We start from the raw sequence: 23423 nt of genomic DNA, 5'->3' as shown, positions 1-23423 counted from the left end.
TTCCTCGAGAAGGGGCGATCGTTCAGGGCGCCGATGCGGCGCGGCTCGGTGGTGTGGTGCCAGGGATCGGCGCCGGCAGGACCACGACCTGCTTCCCGCGGGACTGGTAATTCGTCGGGAGACCGATGACCTTGAGATACAAGGCAGGGCCGCAGGATTCGCGATCCCAGGCCGGCTTGCTGAAGCATGCCTGCATCTCGGATTCGATCTCCTTCAGTGGTCGCACGGGAACGTCATGCGCCAATGCGTGACAGGTCCAGAGCGTATAGAGCTGCGTCCCGTCGCGAGGCATCTTCGGAAAGTCGTAGGCGATCTGCACCGCGCGCGTCGAGATGATGGCGCCACCCGCGCGCTCGGCGATGGCCATCGCCTGCTCCCGTGTCATGCCTTCATCCCGGCGATCGAAGAGGGGCGGCAGATTCACCATTTCCTTCTGGCATCGGGGCAGCGTGGGCGTCTGCTCCAGTTCCTCCGGCGTCATCGCCCACGCGGCGACGGGCATGCTCAGCAGTAGAGGCAGGACAATGAGGGTCGGTCGGAAGCGGCGCATGAGGGCGGGTGCTTGTACAGGCGGGTGAGGCGACGGAATATAGCGTTGCCTCATGTCGTGCCGAACCCTCGTGTGGCTCTCGCGCCTCAATGAGCTTCAAGCTGCTGGCCGTGGACGGGCGGCCCGTGGATGCCGGGGGCGGCGACCTGTGGGTCGTGGACGTGCTGCCGGGGAGGCACGAGTTGAAGATCTGGACCAACAAGGTCCTCAGTGCCGACACGGTGCGGCAGGGCGACGGCGTGCTGAAGCTGGAGGTGAACGCCGGTGAGGTCGTGGGGATCTGCTCGGACGGATCCCGGATCTACATCAAGCGGCTTGAAGGCGATCCCACCGGCGAGCGTCGCAAGAACGCCCAGGTGCCGCGTCCCGTCTGTGATGTGTATCGCTAGAGTGGCGATCCGGAACTTGAAACACCTCCGATTCGGGAAGCTCTGCTGGCAAGTCATGACCCTTGGGGAATAAGCCCGATCGGCCATTGCATGCGCGCATCTACACGGATGTGACCGAATCTGAATCATTCACGCACCATGTGAGGATGCGGACCATGACGAATCATTGGTTCTTGAAGAAGAAGCTGGGCTACGGCTGGAGCTTTCCCGTCACTTGGCAGGGCTGGGCGACGGTGATCGGCTACGTGGTCTTGCTGGCTGTGGACAGGCGCTTCTTCCCGCCGGCGCAGCACCCGATTGCGTTCTACGTTGGTGTTGCGACCTTGACTTCGCTGTTTGTCTTGATCGTCTCGCGCAAGGGCGAGCCGCTTGATCGCCACTAGGGCCCTGCGCTCACGCGCCGCCGCCTGCTCTGAGGCCTTTCAACGCGAATGTCATGGCGCCTCGGTGGCAGTCGGGCTTGGATCCGCTTCGCTGAGGAAGCTCGCCAGCGTCCTCTCAACGACAAGCAGCTCGGCATCCGACGGATCGCCGAGGAAGGGCGCGACCCGCAAATGCGATCTTGGCTGGCGGGCAATCTTCTCTGGGCTGTCATCGACGATGATCACGTCGTCGACCAGATAGCCGAAGCGCTGCAGCTTCCGGAGGTCCTTGGCGAACACGACCAGCCGCTTCGGCATGATTTCCTCCAGTCGCCCAGCTGCAAATGGCCCGCTACTTGCCCTGCGGCCCGGTCCGGAACCTCCGGAGATGGCGTTCCCTGATCGGAGCCAGCCCCAGCCTGGTCTGGTATTCCTCCGAGAGCACATACCTGCGCGTGAGCTCGTTGGCGTTCGAATTGAAGCTGAGCTTCCAGGTGAGCCCGCTGCCTTCCTCCCGCAAGGATTTCTCTTCGGTCCGCCACCAGTCAAGATCGACTCCCTTGGGGGCGCTGTCGATGAAGGCGGGATCGCGCAGCAGGGTGATCAGATCGAAGCGCTCCATCTGGGCGATGGTGCCCGTGGACATCTCCATGAGTTGCTTGTATTCGACGTGGTTCACCCGGAAGGGATCGGGCGGTCCGAAGAGGTCCGGAGCGATCAACTTCGCCGTCCGGTACGCATTGCCCAGCACGACGCTCTTCCTGAGGAAATCGGTCTCCCGCTTCAGCCACGACATGACTTTCGCGTCGCCGAGGACGCGGGACATGTCCGTATCGAAGCCGGGCAATTGAGCTGCATAGATCTCGACGACGAGGGCGTCCTTGCCCTTGAACGCCGACTGCACGTCGTCGCAGAACGAGCGCATGAGCCCGACGTACTCGGTCAACGCCTCTTTCAGGGTCGCGCGGGGCGATGCCGCCGACCGGACCTTGTCGGACCACCTCGCCACGAATGCCGGGCGCATCTCAGCCTCGGCAAAGGCGCCGCACGTGTACTCCGCGACCAGAGGCACGGGGAGGATTGCCGCAGCGACGTCGCGAATGTCGCTGGGGGCGCCTTGCGCGAGCGCCGTCGAGAGCATCAGTGCAAGGGGCAGGGCGGCTTTGCGAATCAAGGGCATTGGCGTTGTCGGCGGCGAAGGCGGTGCTCAGTCTATTCGTACCGACAAGGCCTGACCCTCAGGAGTCCGGCGACCGGTGAAAAGAGCAGATTCAGAGCGCCGATGCGGCGCGGCTCACCGGCGTGTTGCCAGGGATCGGCGGCGGCGGGACCACGACCTGTTTCCCGCGGGACTGGTAATCCGCTGGGAGACCGATGACCTTGAGATACAAGGCCGGACCGCATGATTCGCGATCCCAGGCCGGCTTGCTGAAGCAGGCCTGCATCTCGGCTTCGATCTCCTTGAGCGGTCGCACGGGAACGGAGTGCGCCAACGCGTGACAGGTCCAGAGCGTATAGAACATGCTCGCAAGACACCACGCCCGCCGCGCCGTCCGCTCAGCGCGCGGCCTGCACGCCCTGCTGCGCCGCCCGGTGCACGACGTCGGCCACGACCTTTGCCTGCGTCATGAACACCGCGTGACTGGCCTTCACCTCCGTCACGGACGCGCCGATGCGCTTGGCCATCGACTGCAGCATGCGCTGATCGAAGGCCTTGTCGTCGGTCGCGATGACCGCCCAGCTCGGCCTGCTGCGCCAGGCGGTGTTCTGCAGCTTCGTGCCGAACGAGGCCATGTTGATCGGCACCTGGCTGTCGCGAAGGAAGGCGGCGTCCGCATCGCTGGCGTCCGCGGCGAAACCGGCCTTGAACTTGTCCGGACGGACGATGCCGAAACCGTCGGGCAGCGTGTCGAGCACGAACTCCGGCGGCGTGGTGAAGCCGGCGTACTGCTGCGCCGTCGTCTCTCCGGCGTCCGGCGACAAGGCCGACACGTAGACCAGCGCCGTGACCTTGGGATCCACGCCGGCTTCGGTGATCACGGTGCCGCCCCAGGAATGTCCCACCAGCACGGTCGGGCCGTCCTGCTGCGCCAGTGCGCGCCTGGTGGCGGCGACATCGTCCGCCAGCGACGTCAGCGGGTTCTGCACGATGGTGACGCGGTAGCCGCGCTTCGTGAGGTCGTCGTGGACACCGCGCCAGCCCGACCCGTCGGCGAAGGCGCCGTGCACCAGCACCACGTTCCGGGCAGGCTTGACGTCCGAGCTACTCCGGGCCGTCTGCGCGGACGCGAGGTCCGACAGGCCGGCCGTGGCGGAAACGGCCAGGACGGCGGAAAGGATGGCTTGTCTGCTCATGATGAATCTCCTTGGGTGGGGGAACTGCATGCGGGCCAACATGGCCGGTGGATGACCGACGACACGGTCCGATCGGGTGGAAGGATCCGGCGAGGGGATCCGGTCAGGGAAGTCGGAGACCGTGGGTCGACACGAGCTCCTCGACGGCGCGCTCCCCGATGACGACGCAGGGCGCCATCGTGTTGCCGCTGGTCACGTGCGGCATGACCGAGGCATCGGCGATGCGCAGGCCGTCGATGCCGTAGACCTTGAGCTGCCCGTCCACCACCGCCATCGCGTCGCGGCCCATCTTGGCCGTGCAGGACTGATGCCAGTAGGTCACGGCGGCATTGCGGAGGTAGTGCGCCAGAGCCTCGCCCTGCATCCGGCCGGGCAGCGATTCGCCTTTGACAAGCCCCTTGAAGGCCGGACTCGCGCCGAGTTCGCGGACCAGTTCGATGCTCCGGATCGCGCTGCGAAGGTCGTCCGGGTGCGACAAGGTGCCGGTGTCGATCACGGGGGCGTCCGTGAACTCGCGTCCGGAGAGCGTGATGCGGCCGCGGCTCTGCGGATGGGCCAGTCCGGCAAACATCGTCCAGCCATGGGCGGGAACGCCGAGCGAGGCGTTCTCCGCGCTCGGCACCGGGAACTCCACCTGGCAATGGAACATGTCGGGCAGTCGCAGGGCGCTGCTGCTGCTCCAGTACAGCGTGGCTTCCGATCCGCCGTAGCCCACGGCCTGCGGTTCCTCATACTCGAAGATCGCCGCGAAGGAGACATGGTCCTGATGGTTCTCGCCGACGCCGGGGAGGTGCTGGACCAGGGGAATGCCGTGACGGTGCAGTTCCGCCGCGGGGCCGATGCCGGACTGCATGAGGAGCTTGGGCGTGTTGACGGCGCCCAGGGACAGGATGACTTCGCGATCGGCGTTGAAGCGCTCGATGCGGCCGTGGCGCTGCGCTTCCACGCCCACGACGCGGCGGCCGGAGAACTGCAGGCGGCTCACCACGGTGCCGGTGAGCACCGTCAGGTTCGACTGGCCGCGTCGGGGGTGGACGTAGGCGCGGTAGATGGAATGCCTGCGGCCGTCCTTGACGATGAGGTCGTTGAAGGCGACGCCGCCGAGGCCTTCCATCATGGCGCCGTTGGGGCTGTCGAAGTGGGGGATGTCGCTCGCGCGCGCGGCCTCCACCAGTGCCCGGGCGATCGGCTGCGGATCCTGCACGGCGGCGACGTGGACGGGACCGCCCGCGCCCCGCCGCAGCGGATCGGCCGGCCCACGGTAGTCCTCCACGCGCCGGTAGATCTTCAGCACGGATTCGTAGTTCCACGCGGGGTTGCCGGACTCCTCGGCGAAGTCCTCCCAGTCGTTCTTGTGGCCGCGCGCCCAGAGCCCCACGTTGATGCTGGATCCGCCGCCCAGGACGCGACCCATGTTGAGCGGGATCGACCGGTGGTTCAGATGCGGATTGGGCGCGCCGCTGAAGTTCCAGTCACGCGCCGATCCGAGATTCAGCGGCCATTGGCCGGGCGTCATCACTTCCGGCAGATCGTCGTCGCCACCCGCTTCGATGAGAAGCACCTTGACGTTGGGGTCCTGCGCGAGACGACCCGCGACGACGGAGCCGGCCGTGCCGGCGCCGCAGATGATGAAGTCGTAGGTCGTTCCGGCAGCGTCGGCGCTGACCGGGTTCGGATGCGAATGTTCCATTGCTTTCTGATCGGCCAAGGCCGATGGCTTGTGACGCGGAAGTGGCCGCGACATCGATCAGAAAGGAAGGACTTGGCGGCTACGAAATGGTAGGAGGAGTGCCGCGAAATGAGGTTGTGAACATCGTCGTTCGAACAAGCCTTGATGCGATCTTCATGCTTGATCGCCTAAGAAGATTAGAGGATTGATGGCTGAGAAGAAATTTAATTCCACGCGCCATTGAGGGAAGACCTCAGGGGGAATCAAGCGGGCTTCAACGAGGTGCAAATGGAGTCCGAACGGGATCCGGGCGAACTCAGGCAATCGGAATCGCGGTGGTGGAGAGCACTTCCTTGAGGACCATGAAGGACCTCACCTGCCGGACGCCGGGCAGATGCAGGAGGTGCTCCGCATGCAGGCGGTTGTAGCCGGCGTTGTCCTTGGCGCGGACCACCATGAAGTAGTCGAACTCCCCGGTCACGACATGGCATTCCTGGCAGCCGGGGACCTTCTGCACGGCCTTCTCGAACGCCGCGAACGATTCCGGTGTCGAGCGGTCGAGCACCACGCCGATCACCACCAGCATCCCGGCATCCAGCGCGGACGGATTGAGGAGCGCCACGATGCCCTTGATGTAGCCGGCCTCCTTGAGCCGTTCCACGCGCCTCAGGCAGGCTGGCGGACTCAGGTTGACCTTGCCGGCGAGGGCCACGTTGGAGATCGACGCATCCTTCTGCAGCGCCCTCAGGATCGCCTTGTCGATCTTGTCCAGGGTGGCCGGCGAGAGATCCGTGGCGACGACACTCTTGCTCTGCACTTTTCTTGCGTTCATTCTGACCTTCGAGAGGGTTTGTGATTTGAATCGACTGTACGGAGAACTATCGACTCGTGAAAGGCCGTGATGTTGCAGCAACATTGTTCAGGCTTGTTCCTATCATCGATGGACCCGCAATCAGGAGTGCCTGCGATGAATCTGTCGAAGTTTCCCCGTCATCCGCTGACCTTCGGGCCCACGCCGATCCAACCGCTCAAGCGCCTGTCCGAGCACCTCGGCGGCAAGGTCGAGCTCTACGCGAAACGCGAGGACTGCAACAGCGGCCTGGCCTTCGGCGGCAACAAGACGCGCAAGCTCGAGTACCTCATCCCGGAGGTCCTGGCAGGCGGCTATGACACGCTGGTGTCGATCGGCGGGATCCAGTCCAACCAGACCCGCCAGGTCGCCGCGGTCGCCGCGCACCTGGGCCTGCGCTGCGTGCTCGTGCAGGAGAACTGGGTCAACTATTCCGACGCGGTCTATGACCGGGTCGGCAACATCGAGATGTCCCGCATCCTGGGCGCCGAGGTCACGCTGGACGCGGCGGGATTCGACATCGGCATCCGTCCCAGCTGGGAGCAGGCGATCGAGGACGTGAAGCGCGCCGGCGGCAAGCCCTATCCGATCCCGGCGGGCTGCTCCGAGCATCCGCTCGGCGGACTGGGCTTCGTCGGCTTCGCGGAGGAAGTGCGACAGCAGGAACAGGCCCTGGGCTTCCGGTTCGACTACATCGTGGTCTGCTCGGTGACCGGCAGCACGCAGGCCGGCATGGTGGTCGGCTTCGCCGCGGACGGTCGTGCCGACCGGGTCATCGGCATCGATGCCTCGGCCAGACCCGACAAGACCCGCGCGCAGATCCTGCGCATCGCGCGCCACACTGCCGAGATCGTGGAACTGGGGCGCTCCCTCCAGGACAGCGATGTGGTGCTGGACGACCGCTACGGCGGACCGGAATACGGCCTGCCGAACGACGGCACGCTAGAGTCGATCCGTCTGTGCGCACGGCAGGAGGGCATGCTGACCGACCCGGTGTATGAGGGGAAGTCCATGCACGGCATGATCGACAAGGTGCGCAAGGGCGAGTTCCCGGAGGGCTCGCGCGTCCTCTACGCGCATCTGGGCGGCGTGCCCGCGCTGAACGCCTACAGCTTCCTCTTCCGCAACGGCTGACGGCAGGCGCGAGAGCTCGTTGCGCTAACGGCCAGCCTAAGCCGGAGTCAAGTCGCGATCCAGCAGGCAGTCGATGAAGGCGCTCAACGCCGCGGGGCGATGGCGGCGGTTCGAGTAGTAGAGGAAGAGCCCGGGCCGCGTGATCGTCCAGTCGGCGAGGACCTGCACCAGACGCCCCTGGGCGAGCCACTCGTCGACGTGCTCGCGGTCGAAGGCATAGGTGATGCCCAGCCCTTGCAGCGCCGCGGCGACACCGATGTCGGAGTGGTTGGTGACCAGGGGGCCTTCCGCCGCGACCTCGACGCGTTTGCCCTTCTTCTTGAACTCCCATCGATACACGCGGCCGTCGAGCTGCAGCCGCCAGTTGATGCAGGCATGGCCGTGCAGGTCGGCGGGTGACTGCGGCGTGCCGCGGCTCGCCAGATAGTCGGGCGACGCCACCGCGATCATGCGCACGTCGGGGGTCAGGCGCACGGCGACCATGTCCTTCTCCAGCTGAGCGCCCACGCGGATGCCGGCATCGAAGCGACCGGCGACGATGTCGCTCAACGCGTCGTCCACCACGATGTCGAGCGCCACATCCGGATGCGCACGATGGAACCGGCCGAGTCGTGGCGCGATGACGGTTCGTGCCGCCATCCCCAGCGTGTTGATGCGCAGCGTTCCGCCCATCTGGCCGGTCGCCGCGCTGGCCTCGGCGACGGCGTCGGCCATTTCCCGGAAGAGCGGGGCGACGCGCCGGTAGAGCTGCTCCCCGCTGGTCGACGGCGCCACGCTGCGGGTGGTGCGGTTCAGCAGCCGCGCGCCGAGCCGTTCTTCCAGTTGCCGGATCGTCTGGCTCAGCGCCGAAGGGGACAGGCCGAGATGCTCGGCGGCGCGGGCGAAGCTCTCCCGCTCGACCACCGCGACGAAGGCCTTCAGTTCGGCGAATTCCGATCCACGCATTCTGTATCCGTTGCTACATGGCCTATCCAGATTCTAGGTGATTCTCTAATGTCTCCATCGGGCGGAAGCTAGGGACTTCGAAGCCTGAAAGGAGTCTCGTCATGAACGAATCGATCCTTCCCGATCCCATCGCCGCCTACTTCGCCGCCGACAGGCAGAACCCGGACAGCCTTGCCCGATGCTTCACCGCCCAGGCGGTCGTGAAGGACGAGGGGCGCACCTACACGGGCCGCGATGCCATCAAGGCGTGGAAGGCCGAGGCGGCGGCCAGGTACACGTACACGAGCGAGCCGTTCGCCGTGGCGCCGGAGGAGGGCGGTCACGTCGTGAGCAGCCATGTGGTCGGGAATTTCCCCGGCAGCCCGGTCGATCTCAGGTATCACTTCCGCCTTGAGCGCGGCCTGATCGCACAGCTGGAGATCACCGCATGAGTTTCGATCTCCAACTGGACGGCCTCCGGGCGCTGGTCACGGGCGGTACCAAGGGCGTGGGAGCCGCAGTCGTGCAGAGCCTGCTCGATGCCGGCGCACGGGTAATGACCACGGCGCGGTCCGTGCCGGCGTCATCCACGGACGGCGCGTTCTACGTCGCCGCCGATCTGTCGACGGCCGAGGGCGCGAGCCGCGTCGCGCAGATCGCGCTCGAGCGGTGGGGCGGCGTCGACATCCTGGTCAACCTGCTCGGTGGATCCAGCGCGCCCGGAGGCGGGTTCGCGGCGCTGGACGATGCGCAATGGTTCAGCGAGCTGAACCAGAACCTGATGCCCGCGGTGCGCCTGGACCGCGCGCTGCTGCCCGCCATGCTGGCGCAGGGGTCGGGCGTCATCGTTCATGTGAGCTCGATCCAGCGGCTGCTGCCGCTGCCGGAGTCGACGACGGCCTACGCCGCGGCCAAGGCGGCCCTGTCCACCTACAGCAAGGCCCTGTCGAAGGAGGTGACGCCGAAGGGCGTCCGGGTGCTGAGCGTCGCACCGGGCTGGATCGAGACGGAAGCAGCCGTGGCGCTGGCGCAGCGGCTGGCGGCCCAGGCCGGCACGGACTACGAGGGCGGGAAGCGGATCATCATGCAGTCGCTCGGCGGCATTCCACTGGGCAGGCCGGCCAAACCTCAGGAGGTGGCGGATCTGATCACCTTCCTGGTGTCGCCGCGCGCCGGCTCGATCTCGGGGTCGGAGCATCTGATCGACGGCGGGACCGTCCCGACGGTGTAGGGCGACGGGGCGTGCCGTTCCCGGACGGGGGGTAGCAAGTCCTGACCCCAAGAGACTCAAGTATTTGCGTGGTCCGCAAAGGCGGACGCTTGCGGAAGACGGGCGATTGAAGTCTCGGAAGCTGCGGCTTCACTCCGCCGGGAGGTGGTAGCTGAATTCGTAGAAGTGTTTGCCGTCCCGCACGTCGATGCTGAGCGTGCCGCTCAGGCCGACCAGTTTGCCGGTGCCGGAATCGGGCACGACCTGGACGATCAGCTTGGGCGTGCCGCGATTCATCTCGCCGAAGTGCATCAGCATGAACGAGCCGCTGCGGCCCGCCACCCGGCCCTCGACGCGCTCCATGGCGATGTAGCCGGCCGAACTTGGCTCCGCGCTGCGGAAGGCCAGCATGTGGCCGAGGCCGGTCGCGTCGAGTTCGCCGTGGAACTGCTTGCGAAGCAGCAGATGGCCGAGGTTCGCCTCGGCCTCTTCAGGCGCCGGGGTCAGCGGCGTCATCTGCACGTCGAAGGTGCCGCGGAGGGTGTGGGTCTGGGTCATGGTGGCCTCGGGGTCGATCTACCAATCGATGATGACGGGCCGCTTCATCCTGGCATGACGGGAATGCTGAAATCCCTGCTCCAGGCGGCTCAGAACGGACACCGCAACGGCGGCGTCGTCATCCGGATAGTCTAGTCATTGGATATGCTCGGCACGAGACGCTGACCGGACCGGGAATGAGCAAGCTCCACTTTTCCGAACACGCAGAGCCCACGCGCTTCATCGCCGCGAGCACGGCGCCCCTCGGCGGCGTGCTGCTCGCCTTGTTGGCGCTGTGGATGGCGGCGGTTCCTCCGTCGCTTCATGAGATCGGCTTTGATCTTCCCGGCGACGGTTGCCTGGGTGCGATGGGTCCGGAGGGGCCTCCAGTCCACATCGTCATCATCGACCAGGCCGGGGACGTCACCTGGGATGGCGAGGTGCTGGCCGATCGCGCGGCCCTCGAGCGCCGGATGAGCGCCATCGGTGCCGAGGCCATCGCTCAGCAGCCGGCGATCCATGTCGTGCCGCACAAATGGGCCCGCTACGGTGCGTTCATGGCCGTCATGGCTGCCGCTCAGCGCAATGGCGTGGCATCGGTCGACCTGATCGGAGAGGGGCCGATGCGCATCCGCGGCGTGCCGGCCGACGCCCCGAGGGTCATCGACCATCTCTGAGCCTCACGAGCAGCTGGGCAAGACCTGACACCGCCGCTCACCGAGCGTGTTGTGGGACCGCCGTGATCCGCGCTTTCAGCACGTCCTTCATCCAATCGAGCGCCTCGTGCTTTCGCTGCTCCGATTCGGAGGCCGTGCAGTCGGCGGGGACTGCCACGCGATAGCCGCGGACATACGCGTCCATCGCCGTGCACTTGACGCAATAGTCCGTCGCGAGACCCGTGATGACGAGATCCTTGGCGCCCAGCTGCGCCAGGAGAAGATCCAGCGGCGTCGCGTAGAAGCCGGAATGCCGCGGCTTGAGGATCAGCAGGTCGGCCTTGGCGGGCGGCAGCAGCCGTGCCAGTTCGGCGGCGGCGCCGCCCGCTTTGCGGCATTCGCGCAGCAGCGTCTGCACATCCGACCGCCACTGGCCGAAGTTGTCGTTGACGTAGATGACGCACGACCCGTCGGCATGGAACTGCTTCCTCAGCCGCGCGGTGGCGCGCGCCGCTTCCACCGCCGCGTCGGCGATGTCCCCGGCGCCTTCGAAGCGAAGCGGATTGATGAAGTCCACCAGCAGCAGCACCTTGCGTGAACGCGGCATGCCCGTCCCGCTCGCGACCTTCCGGTCGATCGCGCGGGCGCTGGAACGGGATGGCATGGTCAACGCGCTTTCATGGATCGCCGCGTCCGCCCGACGCGCCGTAGACCTGCCCGGTGGCGTAGCCGGACTCCGCCGACGCCAGCAGCACGTACACCGCCGCCAGTTCCGCGGGCTGACCCGCCCGCCCCATCGGCGTGTCGGTGCCGAATTTCTGCAACTTCTCCTGCGTCTGACCGCCGCAGACCTGCAGCGGCGTCCAGAACGGCCCCGGCGCGACCGCGTTGACGCGGATGCCCTGCTTGGCCAGCTGCTTCGCGAGCCCCTTGGTGAAGATCAGGATCGCGCCCTTGGTGGACGCGTAGTCCAGCAGGTTCTCGCCCGGGTCGTACGAGTTGACGGACGCCGTGTTGATGATCGAGCTGCCCGGCGCGAGATGCGGGATCGCCGCCTTGGACAGCCAGAACGGCGCGTAGATGTTGGTCTTGAAGGTCCAGTCGAACTGCTCGGTGCTGATGTCCAGGATCGATTCGTGGCTCTGCTGCCGGGCCGCGTTGTTGACGAGGATGTCCAGGCCGCCGAGCTCGCGCACCGCGTCCGCCACCAGCCGCTGGCAGAAGGCCTCCTCGCGCAGGTCGCCCGGCAGCGCGATCCCCTGGCGTCCGGTCTCCCGGATGAGCGCGATCACCTCGCGCGCGTCGGGCTCCTCGTCGGGCAGGTAGTTGATCGCGACGTCAGCGCCCTCGCGCGCGAAGGCGATCGCGGCCGCGCGGCCGATGCCGCTGTCACCGCCGGTGATCAAGGCGCGGCGACCGGCGAGTCGGCCATGCCCCACGTAGCTCTTCTCGCCGTGGTCGGGCGGCGGCGTCATGTCGCGGGCGAGGCCCGGCCATGGCTGTGACTGCTTCGGAAAGGCGATCTTGTCCGTCATCGGAATACTCCTGGGAAAGACGCGGCGACCGCGTTGCCGCATCCGCAGTGACGCAGATGCGGCAACGCGGATGCCTGTGGCGCCGATCTCGCGCCGCGATCAATGCTTGGCCTGCTCCTGCGCCATCAGTTCCTGCTTGCGCTGCAGGATCCGTTCGCCGAGCTCGGCCATGTCCAGTCCGGACTTCTTCGCCTTCGGGAACATCTCGTTCTGTTCTTCCTTGACGTGATGCTTGACCCATTCGCTCATGACCTTGACCTTGGCGTCATAGTCCTCGCCGCCAGGCTCGACGCCTTCGACGGCGGCGATCAGGTCCTTGATGCTCTGGTGCTCGACACGCGCCTCGGGGACGAGCTCCTTGTCCTTCAACGCGGCCTGGACTTCCGGGTAGAAGATCTCTTCCTCGACCTGGGCGTGCACCGTCAGCTCCAGGCAGATCTGCGAGACGAGCTGCTTCTTCTTCGCGGTGGAGCGCGACTTCTCGAATTGCTCGAAGAGCCCGGCGACCAGCTTGTGATCGGCGCGCAGCAGGCTCACGGCGTCCGGTGTCTTCGTGCGCGCGGTGGTCGTGCGGCGGGTGGTCGATTTGCGGCTGGTGGTCGCGGTCGTCGTGGATGGCATGGAAGTTCTCCTGGCGGTGATGGCTGGGGCGGCGAGCCCTCATGGCTCGCCGCAGCAAGTTCATTGGCAAAGGCGATGCCCGCCGCGCGTCCGCTAACCGGGATCGTCCGACGCCGCAGCTTCTTCGTCCTCCTTCTTGTTCTTGCGCACGCCGCGCAGGTTCATCGCGAACAGACCCAGCTGCAGGACGATCAGGGCGTACGACTGCGTGAAGGCGCCCCAGACGCACCACAGCAGATTGCTGAGCACGAAGACCCAGAAGCCCCAGGTCCGGCGCCGCGCGCTGCGACCGCCGACCAGCCAGGCGGCGACGAGCGTGACGACCATCGCGGGCCATTGAAGCGCGTTGAGCAGTGGGTCCATCACCCGCCGAGGCAAGCGGCTCGCCAGCGATGGTCCACGGCATTCAGCGGAGGACTGCGGAGGACCTGCGGCGGGGGGACGAAAAAAAGCCCCGGCGGGCCGGGGCTGGTGACGCGGGCTGGCAGCGGCAAGGCCGTCGCGAAGCCGTTCGAAAGGACGAGCCTTCAGCGATCGTCGCGCGACGAGTCGCTGTCCTGGCCTTGATCGTCCTTGGAGGCGCGGTTGGACTGATCGCGGGAGGTCTGCGGGTTCTGCTGCTGCTGCGAACCTTCGTTCATCTGGCCTTGCCGGCCGCTGCCGGGCTGGCCCTGCTGCGGCGACTGCCGCTGGCCTTGCGATCCTGATCCTTGCTGCTGGCCGCCGGGCTGGTTCTGTCCTTGCTGGCCTTGCTGATGCTGCTGTTGTTGCTGCTTCTGCTGGCCTTGTCCGCCCGGGGCCTGCTGCGGGTTCTGCGCGTTGGGTTGCTGAGCCATGATGGTCTCCACGTTGTGCGCGTCGGCAAAGACACCGACAGCAGGAAATGGGCAATGCGCATGCCGGCTCGGCCATGCCGGTTGCCATCGCCGGGGCGGTGCGCCGCTTGCCACCGTCCGGCAGAACCTGTCGTCCCGGAGTCGCCCGCATGCCCGTCACCGTCCGCATCGGCACCGCCGGTTGGAGCATCCCCAAGGCCGTCGCGTCCTCCTTCCCCGGCGACGGCAGTCAGCTGACGCGTTATGCCCGCGTCCTCGAATGCGCCGAGATCAACACGACCTTCAGCCGCACCCACCGGCCAACGACGTTTGAGCGCTGGGCGAACGAAACGCCGGCGGACTTCCGCTTCTCGGCGAAGGTGCCGGAAGCGATGACGCACGGCGCTCGGCTGAAGGTGCCTCGCGCGGAGGTCCGGGCCTTCACCGCGTCGCTGGCCGGGCTGGGCGATCGGCTGGCCGCGTTGCTCGTGCAACTGCCGCCGTCGCTCGACCTGGACACGAGGACGGCGCGCGCCTTCTTCCGTTCGATCCACGCTGGATTCGAAGGCGCCGTGCTGTGCGAGCCCCGGCACCCGAGCTGGTTCACCGCGGCCGCCGAGCGGCTGCTCATCGAGGAACGTGTCGGACGCGTCGCCGCGGATCCCGCGAAACCGGACGGTGCGGCCGCGCCGGGCGGATGGCTGGGGGAGAAGGGCGACGGTCGCGGCGCCACGGTCTACTACCGCTGGCACGGCTCGCCGCGCATGTACTGGTCGCGGTATGAGGATGACTGGCTCGCCGCGCAGGCATCGGAGATCTCGCGGTGGCCGACGGGCACGCAGGTCTGGTGCGTCTTCGACAACACCGCCTCCGGGGCGGCCGCCGACGACGCGTTGCGACTGCAGGCCTTGCTGAGCGGCGGTCTCAAGGGTCCGTGATCGCTGGCGCGGGATCGTTCAAGCGAAGACGCGCCACGGGCCGTGGCTAGAGGCGATCGATGCCGGCGACGGACATGGCCGATACCACCAGCACACGCACGGGCTTCGTATAAGCCGGACTGTTTGCGCGCAGGGTGGCGAGCAGTGCCGCGACGACGGCAGGGTCCGATTCATGCACCATCAACAACGTGGGCCGGCGCGGTCGGAACGCCGCGGCGGACTCCAGCGGACCCGCTCGCCACCAACCGCAATCCCACGGGTCGTGAGGCTGAGCGCCTCGCTGCATCACGCATTCGCGCCACAAGATCTGCAAGCGCCATTGCAGGCCTCGCCAGCGGCCCAGGCGTGCCAGTTCATGGCTGCCGTCGAGTTCGCACGCGACGCCATCCAGGCCGTTGTGAGGCGCGATGCTGGCCGCGCGCAGCGGCTCCGTGACGACCGGGAAGGCGCCGCTCTCGCACCAGGCGCGCAGCGACGAGAGCAAAGGCGCATCCATCGCGCCGAGCGCATCGGGCGGGATCATCAGGGCGTCGTCGAAGCGGCGCGACAGGCGCATGGCAGGGCGGGTCAACCGCCGCTCGACGAGCGCCTCGCGGGGGCCGAACTCGCCTGGGGCGCGACGCCGATGGGGATGACACGCACGCCGGAGGCGGTCGCCGTGGCGTCGGCCTGACGAGTCGTCTGCGCCGCCGGTGGCTTCTTGCGGGCCGCGAACATGTTCACCACGCCCTGGCGAGCCTCGGAGAAGTAGAACAGTCCGGTCACGGCCAGGACGATGGCCGCGATGCCGGCGGCGATTTTGACGGGGGAGATGTGCAGCATGAAGAAGCCTTCGACGGGGCCAGGAGGGTAACAGCCCGCGCCTGGCGTCCCGAGGTCACTCCTTCGCGACGGCTTCCACCTGGATGCGCAGGGCCACGTCCATCTTGAAGCCGTAGTCCTTGCCCGCAGCCAGTCCGAACTCCTCGCGGTTGAAGCTGCCCGAGGCGTCGGCGCCGCAGAAGTCGCGCTTGAGCATCGGGTGCGGCATGCACTTGAGTTGGTGGATCGTCAGCGTCAAGGGTCGGGTCTTGCCGTTCAGCGTGAGCTCGCCCACCACCTGGGTCGGCACGCCGCCCTTGGCGCCGTCGAAGCGGCCCTTGAACGTGGCGCTCGGGTTCTTCTCGACGTTGAAGAACTTGTCGCCGGTGGCCCAGGCGTTCATTGCGTCCAGGCCGAAGTCGATGCTGGCCAGGTCCATCTTCACGTCGACGCTGCCCGCGCCGGTGGCCTTGTCGTAGACGATGGTGCCGGCGCTCCTGTTGAGCTTGCCGCGCCAGTGGGACATGCCCATGTGGTCGGCCTCGAAGCTGGGGTAGGTGTGCGACGGGTCGATGTCGTAGGTCACGGGCGCGGCCTGCGCGGCGGCGGCGGAGAAGAGCAGGGCGGGGACGAGCAGCAGCGAGTTCATCGGAGTTCCTTGAGTGGGTTGGGCCGGAGTGCCTGTCTGACGACGAATCGGGTGGACGGATTTCGACAAGGTCGGATCATCATCCAGCCGCCGCGTTGCGGCGCAATCAGCCGTCGACATTACTGTCATGACGTGCCAGCAGTGCGGTGGATCGGCTCGTCGCCTGTGTCACGGCGTGCGTCTGCGATTTCCTGAAGGCCGGATTCGGCATCCCTCCGATGCCGCACGGCGGCGCTGCTCTCTAGATTCGATCAGTCCGCTGGCACGCCGTGCAATGCGGATCCCTTCGATCTGGAACCTGGAGGCCCATGCGATGGAACATGCGGCGAAGCCTCGATCCGCTGAACAGAGCCGCCAACCCGCTGCCGAGCGCGTCTTCCAACCGGGCGAGGCCCTGACATTCCCTGGCAGCAGCCCGGCCACCGTGGCTCAGCGAGCGCTGAGGGAGGCGATCGAGCACAGTCCTCGGATTGCTGCCCAACGCGCATTGATCGCCTCGATACGAGACGGCTCATCCGCAACGGCGCCGGATGGGCGTACTTCGAAGAGCGATGGGGACATCGCGCAACTCGCGGGCGTGGTGCCCGGCCAATGGCGCCTGCCGCATCTCCGGCACCCGCCGACACCCACGGTGCAACGGGTGATCAAGATCGGCACCGACACATTCACACATGCCTCTCGACGCATCAACGCTCTGCACAGCGAGGTTGTCGTTCCCCATCTCGAAAAGAACGACTTCAAGTCGTACGGCATCAAGTCGCAGCTGGTGGCCTACATCCGCGAGCACAACATCAACTTCGCCGACGCGTCCGAATTTCTGGGCGCCTTCATGACCTGGCTGGCGGGGCGAGAACGGAAGACAAAAGGCGACAAGACGACGCCGGTCCTCAAGAAGTTCACGGTGACGGGCCTCAGTCGTCCGACATGGAGCGGTGACCTCAAGACCAAGCTCGGTTTCGGAGCAGGCGACAACATCCGTCATGTGATCCGCAACGCCAGCCTGAAACGGGCGCTGGAGGTGGAGTACGGCAAGTACACGGCCGATCCGCCTGCGCGCAAAAGAAGGATGATGGAAATCGGCAATGCCGTTGGCGTTTCGACGGATGGTGAAACGGTGCACGACATCACCAAGAAGGTCTACGACACGGTGTACTTGAATGAAGCCAATCTATTTTCCGGTCAGGGGCCCTACAACCAGATCATCGGATTCTCTGCCGATCGTGTGGAAGCCCTCGGTCAGTCCCTGGTTGACGAGGATGAGATGGTGGACCCCGTTGCAACCTTGAAAGCGGTCTCCGGGTTGATCGAAACGGCGAGCCGGCAGGCCAACATCCCGGTGCCAAATCCCGTCACGGACGATCTGAATGCCATTCTTCAGGAGATGCAGAAGCTGTTCATCAATCCGATCAACCAGAGGCCTTTCGATTTTGTGCAAGGGGCCGAGATCGGCGACCTCATCACCGACATCGGCATCAACTTCGGGTTCGACATGATCGACGGCCGAGTGGCTTCCGACCAGCAGGATCATGCGGAAAGGCAAAAGAAGCTGGTGCTGTGCGAGATGCAGTTGCGGGCGTTCACCGCCAGCGCGGGGACGGAGGGAAACCTGGCGAGCATCTTCTCCGAGTTCCTGGCAATCACGCGCAACTGATCCTCAACCCACCTCGATGACGACCTTGCCACGGAGCGGTTGATCGCCGTTCCGACCGTTTTCGAGGGCCGTGTGCGCCGCGCCGATCCGGGCCAGCGGGAAGGTGGCGCCGATGACCGGCCGGATGCGCTCTCGCTCCATCAGGTCCTTCAGCGCGAGCAGCTTGCCGCGGTTCTGCCTGGTGAAGACGAAGTGGTACTCCGCATTCACGCCCCAGGCGGCATTCAGGTTCTGAGGCGTCGCGATGTCGACGATCGACACGACGCGTCCCGCATCCGCCAGGACCTGCGGCGAACGCTCGAGCGTCCTGCCGCCGATGGTGTCCAGCACGACGTTCACGCCGCGGGCACCCGTCAGCTCACGCACGTGGTCGACGTAGTCGCCGGACTCGTAGTCGATCGCCTCATCCGCGCCGAGCGAGCGGACGAAGTCGGCCTGCGGGGCTCTGCAGGTGGTCAGCACCCGTGCGCCCATCGTCTTGGCGAGCTGAATGGCGATGGAGCCGACGCCGCCGGCGCCGCCGTGGATCAGGACGGTTTCAGCAGGCTGCAGACGGGCGCGCGACACCAACGCTTCCCAGGCGGTGCCGCCGACCAGCGTGGTCGACGCCGCTTCGGCGTGCGTCAGGTTGCGCGGCTTGTGCGTCACCAGCTCCTGCGGGACGACGTTGAACTCGGCGTAGCTGCCGCCCTTGGGGCCGAAGATCTTCGGTGTGTAGAAGACCTCGTCGCCGGGCTTGAAGTCGTGCACGCCGGCGCCGACGCGCTCGACCACGCCGGACACGTCGTGCCCGATGACGGCTGGCAGGGGCACGTACGCCGGGTAGTCGCCGCGGCGGATCTGATAGTCCAGCGGATTGATGGACGTGGCGATGACGCGCACGAGGAGTTCACCGGGATCGACGTCCGGCACGGGGATCTCCTGCAGCTGCAGGTGCTCGACGTCGCCGAAGGCGGTCAGGACGATGGCTTTCATGGGGGCTCGCAAAGGTTGAGGTCTGTCTCGCTCCGCCGATTTCTGCGGAACGTCGCCATTGTCATATCGCAAATCGTCGATATGTTGAGGCGATGAACTTCAACCCTCCTGCCGGCGATGGTGATGGGTCAGGCCTTGCGCGTCCCGGCGCGCGCTGCTATCCGTCGCGCGAGCCGCCCGTACACTGGCCGTTCAAACGCTCGATTCCGCCCATGTCCGAAGAAGTGCCCCTGCTCCGCGTGCTCGAAGTGCTGGCCAACGCGCAGCGCCTGGAGATCCTGCGCAAGCTCAAGACGCCCGGGAGTTTCCCGCCGCAGGACGAGGGCGACCCGCTGGTCGACGGCGTCTGCGTGTCGTCGATTCAGGAAGGGCAGGGACTGGCGTTCTCGACGACCTCGAAGTACCTCGCCGACCTGGCGAGCGTCGGTCTGGTGACCGTCAAGCGGGCGGGGAGGTGGTCGTACTACCGGCGCGATGAGCGGGCGATTGCGGCGTTGGCGAAGCGGATGGCGCGGGAGCTGTAGAGAGTTCGGGTGCCGCTCCGCGCCGGGGTTTCCAGCTTTTTGGGGACGTGGCGCCAACCTTCCGATCGACTCACCCATGCCCTCCGGCAAGTCCTGACCCCGGCAGGCAGGCCATCGTCAGAGCCTGCACCTCGGCCGTCCATCACCTTGTGGATGTGGCGTCTCACGCCCCGGCGTACAAACCGACGACTGCGCGACGTCCGCGTTGGAGTGTGAACCGATGTCGACCGCCTCTCGTGCCATCTCCCTCCTGCTCATCGCCTGCACCGCAGGCCTGTCCGGTTGCGCCACCTGGTACAGCGAGACCCGCGACCAGCAAGGCAAGGCCGCCAAGGACGCCTGGCAGAAGGTGGATCTGTCCGCCCAGATCGCCACGCCGCGCAAGAACCACGCGGCGCTGCTCGCCAAGCAACTCGAAGTCGAGGACAGCCTTGCGATGGCGCGGCGCAACGAACTGGCGCGCGCCATGGTCACCGGCGGCACCTTGAAGGAGAAACTCGCCGACCCGCTGGATCTGAAGGTGACGCAACTGGCTGGAGCGTCTCCTCGGCCCAAGGCGTGGCTCGACGCCGTCGACAACGAGGCTTTCGCCAAGCGCAGCCTGAAGAAATACGAGACCGAGTTCCGGCGTTTGGGCGTCGAGATGCCGGCATGCGACAAGATCAATTCGACGCCCGCGCAGAGCGCGATGCAGGCGTGGATAGACGCTCATCCGGGGACCGCCCATGCTCAATGAGTGGCCGGCGAATCCTCGTCCGGCCATTCGAAATGCAGATAGCCCATCTTGTTCTGGACGTCGTCGTAGATTCCCAGCCAGTGCCGGATGCCGGCGTCCGTCAGCGCCTTGGAAACGAGGCGGGCGTCTCTCCACAAGACCTCAGGGCGGGCCGCGGTGCCGTCCAGCGTCCAGTCGCCCGGCGGCATCCAATTCTCGAAACTGAAGACCTCGCAGTCCGTGGCGTAGATGCTGTATTGGCCCAGCGACACCGCGAGGCCATGTCGAGCAAGTAGCTGAGCCATCTCCTCCTGCTCGGGGCAGTTGGTGCATTCGCCATGGGCGAACATGCGGTCGGACGGCGTCTCGTCGACCTTCGCCGGGGACGGCGTCTCGGGCTTCGACCAACCGCGGGGAGGAATCATCACGGCATTCGTGCAGCCCGCAAGGAGCAGTGCAGCAACCCACAGGTAGCCGCCTGCGGCCAGTCCTGTGGACAGGTTGGGGGTGTCCATGCCCGTGCAACCCAGAGCGGGAAAGATCACCGACGCCACGGCCAATACGCAGGTAACCATCGCAAGCGCGGGGCGACGGGTCGGCACGGGCCTCAAGGTCGAGACCAGTACGAGGACCATGCCGATATTTCCGAGCCACCTCGGATCGAGGCCTGTCCACCCCATGAGGAGAATCATGTATGCGGGAAAGCTGGCCGTGCTGGCGCAGGTGAACGGGGGAAGGCCCAGGCTGGCCGCGTACATCGCGGCGGCCGTCAGGGCGAGCAGGAAGGCGGGGGTTGGGCGGGAGGACATTCGACCTCGAAATGTCGGAGCAATGACTGCGTTGCGGATTTCAGGACCACGGGCATCTCACCGTGGAAGTACGAAGCCCGTCGGAGTCCGTATCAGGCGCCCTCGGTGGATATAGTTGTTGTCGCACACCGGGCACCCGAGTCGCCACGTATAAAGGTTGTGCAGCGTGCAAAAGGGCGCTCCCGCCCTGGGGGCGAACGACGTCACAGTGAGCTGGCCGGTGCCTTCCTCAATGAATGGTGGCAACGCCTGAAGTTCGCTTTGAGCATCCTCCCATCCCAAGTGCATGAAGAGCTCGATGGGCTTGCCTGAGGCAACGTCTGGCCCCAGGAGCCGCTCCACGTCGATCTCACGCCAGCCGGTTCCCTTCGCCATCCACTTCCGGAAGTCCCGTTTCGCCTCCGGAAGGACTTTTCCCCAGACTGAGAATTCAGCGATCTCGGTCATGTTCTTTGTTTCCGTCGATTGATGGCGGCGGATGGTAGCTGAGGGCGGTGACGTTCGAAGTCGCCCTTGCTCCACAGAACGGTGGCAACCCCTGACCCTCAGAAATCGGTCGCCACGAAGGCCGAAGCTCAGATTTAGGAAGCGATCCGGCCAAGCACGTGGCCAATGAGGTGAAGGAGTCGCTCCGCGAAGGACAGCGGATGCTCGGGGTGATAAACGTCGGGAAACTCCTCCCTCGCCCTCCTTAGATTTGATGACGGGACAATTGGCAGCATCAGCTAACGTGGCCACAGGTATCTGGAGGTGCCTCGTGTCTGAAAAGAGGAAGCTCGTTGTCGCGATCCGCGGCTGGATCAATTCCGATGACTTCCTTCTCGCAGGACAGCCCGGAGGCGAGTTTCCTGCCGAGACCTTGGATGCCCTTCGGGCTGACCTGCCCGATGTGGAGGTGTGGGCGCCAGACGTGGACCTCACGATGTTCAGCATGCGATGCCCAGACGAAGTCGCTGCGGAACTCTTCCACTTGATCGACGATCAAGTGTCCAGGATGCCCAACCTGGAGTCCATCGTGCTGATGGGCTACAGCTCAGGATCTGTGCTTGCGAGGAGAGTGTTCTGCATGGCGCATGGCGCCGGCATGGATGCCCGTCTTCGTTCGGAACATGCCGCGCCGTGGGCGCCGCTTGTCCATCGACTGGTCGTGCTCGCCGGTATCACGCGGGGCTGGCAACTGACCACCGCGTCTCCGGACCATGTCCGATTCTTGTCGCCGCTGCTCTTCGGATTGGCGCGCCTGGTCGGATGGCTGAAGAGTCTGAAGGTGGTCTCCCGCGGTCGGCTGCCATTCATCTGGGAACTCAAACGCGGATCTCCGTTCATCATTTCAACGCGCTTGCAATACGTCGAGGTCATGCGACACCTTCGGGCGCAGCGCGATGCTGGCTTGCTGGCCGCCGACCCTTTGAGGGCGAACGCGATCCCCAGCACGGTCTTCATGTTGGGGGCGAAGGACGAGTACATCTCGCCCGCCGACTGCACCGAACTTGGCCCCCGAGCCGAGTTCGCCTATGTGGAACTGCCCGGGAGCAACCACGCCAAGGTCATGCATCTCGTCCCGGTCGATCATCCGAAGGCCGACGCCGACACACGAGCGACCGAGAGGGCTGCTGCCGAACTGCGGCGAGATCGGATCGTCAAGGCACTGAAGCTGTCGTTCGATGAATTGCTGGAGGAGGATTGGGTGCTTCCGCCGGGGGACATCGATGATTACCTTGATCCGATGGACGTGGCAGAGGCCGGTGCGGAAGGCGTGGCGGATGCCGATCAGGTCGCTCAGGCCGTCATGGTGGTGCACGGCATTCGCGACAACGGCTTCTGGACGAAGCGGGTCGCGCGGGAGGTCAAGACCCAGGCGCGCGCCGCGAAGATCAATGTCCGCGCGCCGAGTCCCAGCTATGGCTTCTTCTCGATGTGGGACTTCGTCAAGCCGGGTGGACGAAAGAATGCCACCTATTGGTTCATGGAGCGTTACGCGGACGTTCGCAGCCACTTTCCCAATGCAGCGGTCAGCTTCGTCGGGCACAGCAACGACACGTACATCGCCGCGCACGCGTTGGAGATATGCCCGGCGATCAGGTTCGAGCGCATCGTGTTCGCCGGAAGCGTCGTCAGGCAAGACTACCCGTGGGGGCGTCGACAAGACCAGGTGAAGAGCGTGCTCAACTACGTCGGCAATGCGGACTCCGTCGTCGCATTCCTTCCCGCAGTGTTTGAGTATTTCGGCCTGCGTTGGCTGGACGTCGGGGGCGCCGGAGCCTTCGGCTTCGCGGACACGAACTCGCCGCCGGCCAGAAGACGGCTGCTGGGAACCGGACCCGACCCGGTCGAGCTGACGGAGGTGCGCTACGTCTCCGGCGGACATGGGGCGGCCATCGACGAACAGTTCTGGCCCGAGATCGCCACCTTCGTGTTGACGAACCAGCCGCCATCGCGGCCCTCGATTCCCAGGGGCAGGCATCTCGCCGCGTTGTTTGCCTGCGCGCCTGTCGTGACCTCGTTCTTTGTGCTGATGGCCATCGCGGTGCTGATCCTGCCCGTATTCGCTGTCGCAGCGGTCGCCGCGCTCGCAGGGGACGGCTGGAATCGTTTTCTTTCCATGTCCTTCGGCGACTGGGTGATGAGCGACATCATCGCCAATGCATACCTCTGGAGCGCTCTGCTCACGGTCGCCGCCACGGTGAGCGTGTCGTGGTTGGTGGGACGATTTCTCCGGGCTTGGTGAGACTCAGCGGTCTCCCTGAGGAACTA

Annotated in this window: 31 protein-coding genes; 11 read left to right on the top strand and 20 right to left on the bottom strand. The window is 65.8% G+C overall.

Annotated features, from left to right (window positions below; genetic code table 11):
- Nucleotides 1-22 precede the first annotated feature (22 nt).
- Nucleotides 23-550, bottom strand: a complete 528-nt coding sequence (locus AC1VNM_RS09680) for a hypothetical protein (RefSeq protein ID WP_483106761.1) — start codon at nucleotides 548-550, stop codon at nucleotides 23-25.
- Nucleotides 551-639: 89 nt separating this feature from the next.
- Between AC1VNM_RS09680 and AC1VNM_RS09675 the strand changes: the two genes are divergently transcribed.
- On the top strand, nucleotides 640-939 hold the full coding sequence (locus tag AC1VNM_RS09675; RefSeq protein ID WP_483106760.1) for a hypothetical protein: 300 nt from the start codon (nucleotides 640-642) through the stop codon (nucleotides 937-939).
- Nucleotides 940-1112: 173 nt separating this feature from the next.
- Complete coding sequence (locus AC1VNM_RS09670; RefSeq protein ID WP_483106759.1) at nucleotides 1113-1322, top strand: hypothetical protein; 210 nt, start codon at nucleotides 1113-1115, stop codon at nucleotides 1320-1322.
- Between the two features lie 51 nt (nucleotides 1323-1373).
- Here AC1VNM_RS09670 and AC1VNM_RS09665 read toward each other — a convergent pair whose 3' ends face one another.
- From AC1VNM_RS09665 to AC1VNM_RS09640, 6 genes are all read right to left on the bottom strand, one after another.
- Nucleotides 1374-1619 carry an NIF family HAD-type phosphatase gene (locus AC1VNM_RS09665; RefSeq protein ID WP_483106758.1) on the bottom strand — a complete coding sequence of 82 codons (246 nt, stop codon included), beginning with the start codon at nucleotides 1617-1619 and terminating at the stop codon, nucleotides 1374-1376.
- Nucleotides 1620-1653: 34 nt separating this feature from the next.
- Nucleotides 1654-2481, bottom strand: a complete 828-nt coding sequence (locus tag AC1VNM_RS09660; RefSeq protein WP_483106757.1) for a hypothetical protein — start codon at nucleotides 2479-2481, stop codon at nucleotides 1654-1656.
- A 91-nt stretch (nucleotides 2482-2572) separates the two neighbouring features.
- Complete coding sequence (locus tag AC1VNM_RS09655) at nucleotides 2573-2824, bottom strand: hypothetical protein (RefSeq protein WP_483106756.1); 252 nt, start codon at nucleotides 2822-2824, stop codon at nucleotides 2573-2575.
- Between the two features lie 34 nt (nucleotides 2825-2858).
- Nucleotides 2859-3656: an alpha/beta fold hydrolase gene (locus AC1VNM_RS09650; protein WP_483106755.1), complete on the bottom strand. Its 798-nt coding sequence runs from the start codon at nucleotides 3654-3656 to the stop codon at nucleotides 2859-2861.
- A gap of 103 nt (nucleotides 3657-3759) precedes the next feature.
- Nucleotides 3760-5346 carry a GMC family oxidoreductase gene (locus AC1VNM_RS09645; protein WP_483106754.1) on the bottom strand — a complete coding sequence of 529 codons (1587 nt, stop codon included), beginning with the start codon at nucleotides 5344-5346 and terminating at the stop codon, nucleotides 3760-3762.
- 295 nt (nucleotides 5347-5641) lie between these two features.
- Complete coding sequence (locus tag AC1VNM_RS09640; protein WP_377154485.1) at nucleotides 5642-6157, bottom strand: Lrp/AsnC family transcriptional regulator; 516 nt, start codon at nucleotides 6155-6157, stop codon at nucleotides 5642-5644.
- 135 nt (nucleotides 6158-6292) lie between these two features.
- Here AC1VNM_RS09640 and AC1VNM_RS09635 point away from each other — a divergent pair, with 135 nt between their 5' ends.
- Nucleotides 6293-7309, top strand: coding sequence for a 1-aminocyclopropane-1-carboxylate deaminase (locus tag AC1VNM_RS09635; protein ID WP_483106753.1), 1017 nt, complete (start codon nucleotides 6293-6295; stop codon nucleotides 7307-7309).
- A gap of 36 nt (nucleotides 7310-7345) precedes the next feature.
- Here AC1VNM_RS09635 and AC1VNM_RS09630 read toward each other — a convergent pair whose 3' ends face one another.
- Nucleotides 7346-8254: a LysR family transcriptional regulator gene (locus tag AC1VNM_RS09630; protein WP_377154489.1), complete on the bottom strand. Its 909-nt coding sequence runs from the start codon at nucleotides 8252-8254 to the stop codon at nucleotides 7346-7348.
- A 101-nt stretch (nucleotides 8255-8355) separates the two neighbouring features.
- On the opposite strand from AC1VNM_RS09630, the gene AC1VNM_RS09625 reads away from it, so the two are divergent.
- Both AC1VNM_RS09625 and AC1VNM_RS09620 read left to right on the top strand, forming a co-directional pair.
- Entirely contained in the window at nucleotides 8356-8685 is a 330-nt protein-coding gene (locus AC1VNM_RS09625) for a nuclear transport factor 2 family protein (protein ID WP_483106752.1), read from the top strand.
- A complete protein-coding gene (locus tag AC1VNM_RS09620; RefSeq protein WP_483106751.1) occupies nucleotides 8682-9464 on the top strand; it encodes an SDR family oxidoreductase in 783 nt (260 codons plus the stop codon). The genes AC1VNM_RS09625 and AC1VNM_RS09620 overlap by 4 nt, the downstream gene beginning before the upstream one ends.
- Before the next feature lie 129 nt (nucleotides 9465-9593).
- Here the strand turns inward: AC1VNM_RS09620 and AC1VNM_RS09615 are convergent, their stop codons facing one another.
- The gene (locus AC1VNM_RS09615; protein ID WP_483106750.1) at nucleotides 9594-10001 is read right to left on the bottom strand and encodes a DUF3224 domain-containing protein; all 408 of its coding nucleotides are present in this window, start codon (nucleotides 9999-10001) and stop codon (nucleotides 9594-9596) included.
- A gap of 176 nt (nucleotides 10002-10177) precedes the next feature.
- Here AC1VNM_RS09615 and AC1VNM_RS09610 point away from each other — a divergent pair, with 176 nt between their 5' ends.
- Nucleotides 10178-10657, top strand: coding sequence for an ExbD/TolR family protein (locus AC1VNM_RS09610; protein ID WP_483106749.1), 480 nt, complete (start codon nucleotides 10178-10180; stop codon nucleotides 10655-10657).
- A gap of 37 nt (nucleotides 10658-10694) precedes the next feature.
- Here the strand turns inward: AC1VNM_RS09610 and AC1VNM_RS09605 are convergent, their stop codons facing one another.
- The 5 genes from AC1VNM_RS09605 to AC1VNM_RS09585 all read right to left on the bottom strand — a co-directional run bounded on the left by AC1VNM_RS09605 (nucleotide 10695) and on the right by AC1VNM_RS09585 (nucleotide 13628).
- Entirely contained in the window at nucleotides 10695-11225 is a 531-nt protein-coding gene (locus AC1VNM_RS09605) for a cysteine hydrolase family protein (RefSeq protein ID WP_483106748.1), read from the bottom strand.
- 88 nt (nucleotides 11226-11313) lie between these two features.
- Nucleotides 11314-12171 carry an SDR family oxidoreductase gene (locus AC1VNM_RS09600; RefSeq protein ID WP_483106747.1) on the bottom strand — a complete coding sequence of 286 codons (858 nt, stop codon included), beginning with the start codon at nucleotides 12169-12171 and terminating at the stop codon, nucleotides 11314-11316.
- A 99-nt stretch (nucleotides 12172-12270) separates the two neighbouring features.
- Nucleotides 12271-12792, bottom strand: a complete 522-nt coding sequence (locus AC1VNM_RS09595; protein ID WP_483106746.1) for a hemerythrin domain-containing protein — start codon at nucleotides 12790-12792, stop codon at nucleotides 12271-12273.
- A 93-nt stretch (nucleotides 12793-12885) separates the two neighbouring features.
- Nucleotides 12886-13155 (bottom strand): hypothetical protein, encoded by a 270-nt coding sequence (locus tag AC1VNM_RS09590; protein WP_431104029.1) that lies wholly within the window; start codon nucleotides 13153-13155, stop codon nucleotides 12886-12888.
- Nucleotides 13156-13319: 164 nt separating this feature from the next.
- On the bottom strand, nucleotides 13320-13628 hold the full coding sequence (locus AC1VNM_RS09585; protein WP_377154507.1) for a hypothetical protein: 309 nt from the start codon (nucleotides 13626-13628) through the stop codon (nucleotides 13320-13322).
- A 149-nt stretch (nucleotides 13629-13777) separates the two neighbouring features.
- Between AC1VNM_RS09585 and AC1VNM_RS09580 the strand changes: the two genes are divergently transcribed.
- The gene (locus AC1VNM_RS09580; protein WP_483106745.1) at nucleotides 13778-14545 is read left to right on the top strand and encodes a DUF72 domain-containing protein; all 768 of its coding nucleotides are present in this window, start codon (nucleotides 13778-13780) and stop codon (nucleotides 14543-14545) included.
- Nucleotides 14546-14591: 46 nt separating this feature from the next.
- Here AC1VNM_RS09580 and AC1VNM_RS09575 read toward each other — a convergent pair whose 3' ends face one another.
- The 3 genes from AC1VNM_RS09575 to AC1VNM_RS09565 are packed head-to-tail and all read right to left on the bottom strand — an operon-like array spanning nucleotide 14592 to nucleotide 15995.
- Nucleotides 14592-15101 carry a hypothetical protein gene (locus tag AC1VNM_RS09575; RefSeq protein ID WP_483106744.1) on the bottom strand — a complete coding sequence of 170 codons (510 nt, stop codon included), beginning with the start codon at nucleotides 15099-15101 and terminating at the stop codon, nucleotides 14592-14594.
- Nucleotides 15102-15112: 11 nt separating this feature from the next.
- Complete coding sequence (locus AC1VNM_RS09570; RefSeq protein ID WP_377154513.1) at nucleotides 15113-15367, bottom strand: hypothetical protein; 255 nt, start codon at nucleotides 15365-15367, stop codon at nucleotides 15113-15115.
- A gap of 55 nt (nucleotides 15368-15422) precedes the next feature.
- Nucleotides 15423-15995 carry a YceI family protein gene (locus AC1VNM_RS09565; protein ID WP_483106743.1) on the bottom strand — a complete coding sequence of 191 codons (573 nt, stop codon included), beginning with the start codon at nucleotides 15993-15995 and terminating at the stop codon, nucleotides 15423-15425.
- A gap of 274 nt (nucleotides 15996-16269) precedes the next feature.
- Here AC1VNM_RS09565 and AC1VNM_RS09560 point away from each other — a divergent pair, with 274 nt between their 5' ends.
- Entirely contained in the window at nucleotides 16270-17646 is a 1377-nt protein-coding gene (locus AC1VNM_RS09560; protein WP_483106742.1) for a hypothetical protein, read from the top strand.
- 3 nt (nucleotides 17647-17649) lie between these two features.
- Here AC1VNM_RS09560 and AC1VNM_RS09555 read toward each other — a convergent pair whose 3' ends face one another.
- Nucleotides 17650-18621, bottom strand: a complete 972-nt coding sequence (locus tag AC1VNM_RS09555) for a zinc-dependent alcohol dehydrogenase family protein (protein ID WP_483106741.1) — start codon at nucleotides 18619-18621, stop codon at nucleotides 17650-17652.
- 212 nt (nucleotides 18622-18833) lie between these two features.
- Here AC1VNM_RS09555 and AC1VNM_RS09550 point away from each other — a divergent pair, with 212 nt between their 5' ends.
- Together AC1VNM_RS09550 and AC1VNM_RS09545 are read left to right on the top strand one after the other, a co-directional pair.
- On the top strand, nucleotides 18834-19145 hold the full coding sequence (locus AC1VNM_RS09550; RefSeq protein ID WP_377154525.1) for an ArsR/SmtB family transcription factor: 312 nt from the start codon (nucleotides 18834-18836) through the stop codon (nucleotides 19143-19145).
- 220 nt (nucleotides 19146-19365) lie between these two features.
- A complete protein-coding gene (locus tag AC1VNM_RS09545; protein ID WP_483106740.1) occupies nucleotides 19366-19881 on the top strand; it encodes a hypothetical protein in 516 nt (171 codons plus the stop codon).
- On the opposite strand, the gene AC1VNM_RS09540 is transcribed toward AC1VNM_RS09545, so the two are convergent.
- Complete coding sequence (locus AC1VNM_RS09540) at nucleotides 19875-20669, bottom strand: hypothetical protein (RefSeq protein WP_483106739.1); 795 nt, start codon at nucleotides 20667-20669, stop codon at nucleotides 19875-19877. The genes AC1VNM_RS09545 and AC1VNM_RS09540 overlap by 7 nt on opposite strands.
- Before the next feature lie 57 nt (nucleotides 20670-20726).
- Nucleotides 20727-21116, bottom strand: a complete 390-nt coding sequence (locus tag AC1VNM_RS09535; RefSeq protein WP_483106738.1) for a hypothetical protein — start codon at nucleotides 21114-21116, stop codon at nucleotides 20727-20729.
- Between the two features lie 310 nt (nucleotides 21117-21426).
- Here AC1VNM_RS09535 and AC1VNM_RS09530 point away from each other — a divergent pair, with 310 nt between their 5' ends.
- Nucleotides 21427-23397, top strand: coding sequence for a hypothetical protein (locus AC1VNM_RS09530; protein ID WP_483106737.1), 1971 nt, complete (start codon nucleotides 21427-21429; stop codon nucleotides 23395-23397).
- Nucleotides 23398-23423: the final 26 nt, after the last annotated feature.

This window comes from Mitsuaria sp. MSU3D (assembly GCF_056867975.1).
This window is presented reverse-complemented; position numbering and strand designations above follow the sequence as displayed.

Coding starts and splice junctions, on each gene's coding strand:
- AC1VNM_RS09555 (WP_483106741.1), bottom strand. CDS start 18,621: ATGAAAGCCATCGTCCTGACCGCCTTCGGCGACGTCGAGCACCTGCAG.
- AC1VNM_RS09585 (WP_377154507.1), bottom strand. CDS start 13,628: ATGGCTCAGCAACCCAACGCGCAGAACCCGCAGCAGGCCCCGGGCGGA.
- AC1VNM_RS09625 (WP_483106752.1), top strand. CDS start 8,356: ATGAACGAATCGATCCTTCCCGATCCCATCGCCGCCTACTTCGCCGCC.
- AC1VNM_RS09580 (WP_483106745.1), top strand. CDS start 13,778: ATGCCCGTCACCGTCCGCATCGGCACCGCCGGTTGGAGCATCCCCAAG.
- AC1VNM_RS09630 (WP_377154489.1), bottom strand. CDS start 8,254: ATGCGTGGATCGGAATTCGCCGAACTGAAGGCCTTCGTCGCGGTGGTC.
- AC1VNM_RS09640 (WP_377154485.1), bottom strand. CDS start 6,157: ATGAACGCAAGAAAAGTGCAGAGCAAGAGTGTCGTCGCCACGGATCTC.
- AC1VNM_RS09660 (WP_483106757.1), bottom strand. CDS start 2,481: ATGCCCTTGATTCGCAAAGCCGCCCTGCCCCTTGCACTGATGCTCTCG.
- AC1VNM_RS09645 (WP_483106754.1), bottom strand. CDS start 5,346: ATGGAACATTCGCATCCGAACCCGGTCAGCGCCGACGCTGCCGGAACG.
- AC1VNM_RS09615 (WP_483106750.1), bottom strand. CDS start 10,001: ATGACCCAGACCCACACCCTCCGCGGCACCTTCGACGTGCAGATGACG.
- AC1VNM_RS09590 (WP_431104029.1), bottom strand. CDS start 13,155: ATGGACCCACTGCTCAACGCGCTTCAATGGCCCGCGATGGTCGTCACG.
- AC1VNM_RS09650 (WP_483106755.1), bottom strand. CDS start 3,656: ATGAGCAGACAAGCCATCCTTTCCGCCGTCCTGGCCGTTTCCGCCACG.
- AC1VNM_RS09675 (WP_483106760.1), top strand. CDS start 640: ATGAGCTTCAAGCTGCTGGCCGTGGACGGGCGGCCCGTGGATGCCGGG.
- AC1VNM_RS09535 (WP_483106738.1), bottom strand. CDS start 21,116: ATGACCGAGATCGCTGAATTCTCAGTCTGGGGAAAAGTCCTTCCGGAG.
- AC1VNM_RS09560 (WP_483106742.1), top strand. CDS start 16,270: ATGCGGATCCCTTCGATCTGGAACCTGGAGGCCCATGCGATGGAACAT.
- AC1VNM_RS09655 (WP_483106756.1), bottom strand. CDS start 2,824: ATGTTCTATACGCTCTGGACCTGTCACGCGTTGGCGCACTCCGTTCCC.
- AC1VNM_RS09570 (WP_377154513.1), bottom strand. CDS start 15,367: ATGCTGCACATCTCCCCCGTCAAAATCGCCGCCGGCATCGCGGCCATC.
- AC1VNM_RS09600 (WP_483106747.1), bottom strand. CDS start 12,171: ATGACGGACAAGATCGCCTTTCCGAAGCAGTCACAGCCATGGCCGGGC.
- AC1VNM_RS09610 (WP_483106749.1), top strand. CDS start 10,178: ATGAGCAAGCTCCACTTTTCCGAACACGCAGAGCCCACGCGCTTCATC.
- AC1VNM_RS09680 (WP_483106761.1), bottom strand. CDS start 550: ATGCGCCGCTTCCGACCGACCCTCATTGTCCTGCCTCTACTGCTGAGC.
- AC1VNM_RS09665 (WP_483106758.1), bottom strand. CDS start 1,619: ATGCCGAAGCGGCTGGTCGTGTTCGCCAAGGACCTCCGGAAGCTGCAG.
- AC1VNM_RS09540 (WP_483106739.1), bottom strand. CDS start 20,669: ATGTCCTCCCGCCCAACCCCCGCCTTCCTGCTCGCCCTGACGGCCGCC.
- AC1VNM_RS09635 (WP_483106753.1), top strand. CDS start 6,293: ATGAATCTGTCGAAGTTTCCCCGTCATCCGCTGACCTTCGGGCCCACG.
- AC1VNM_RS09550 (WP_377154525.1), top strand. CDS start 18,834: ATGTCCGAAGAAGTGCCCCTGCTCCGCGTGCTCGAAGTGCTGGCCAAC.
- AC1VNM_RS09595 (WP_483106746.1), bottom strand. CDS start 12,792: ATGCCATCCACGACGACCGCGACCACCAGCCGCAAATCGACCACCCGC.
- AC1VNM_RS09575 (WP_483106744.1), bottom strand. CDS start 15,101: ATGCGCCTGTCGCGCCGCTTCGACGACGCCCTGATGATCCCGCCCGAT.
- AC1VNM_RS09620 (WP_483106751.1), top strand. CDS start 8,682: ATGAGTTTCGATCTCCAACTGGACGGCCTCCGGGCGCTGGTCACGGGC.
- AC1VNM_RS09545 (WP_483106740.1), top strand. CDS start 19,366: ATGTCGACCGCCTCTCGTGCCATCTCCCTCCTGCTCATCGCCTGCACC.
- AC1VNM_RS09565 (WP_483106743.1), bottom strand. CDS start 15,995: ATGAACTCGCTGCTGCTCGTCCCCGCCCTGCTCTTCTCCGCCGCCGCC.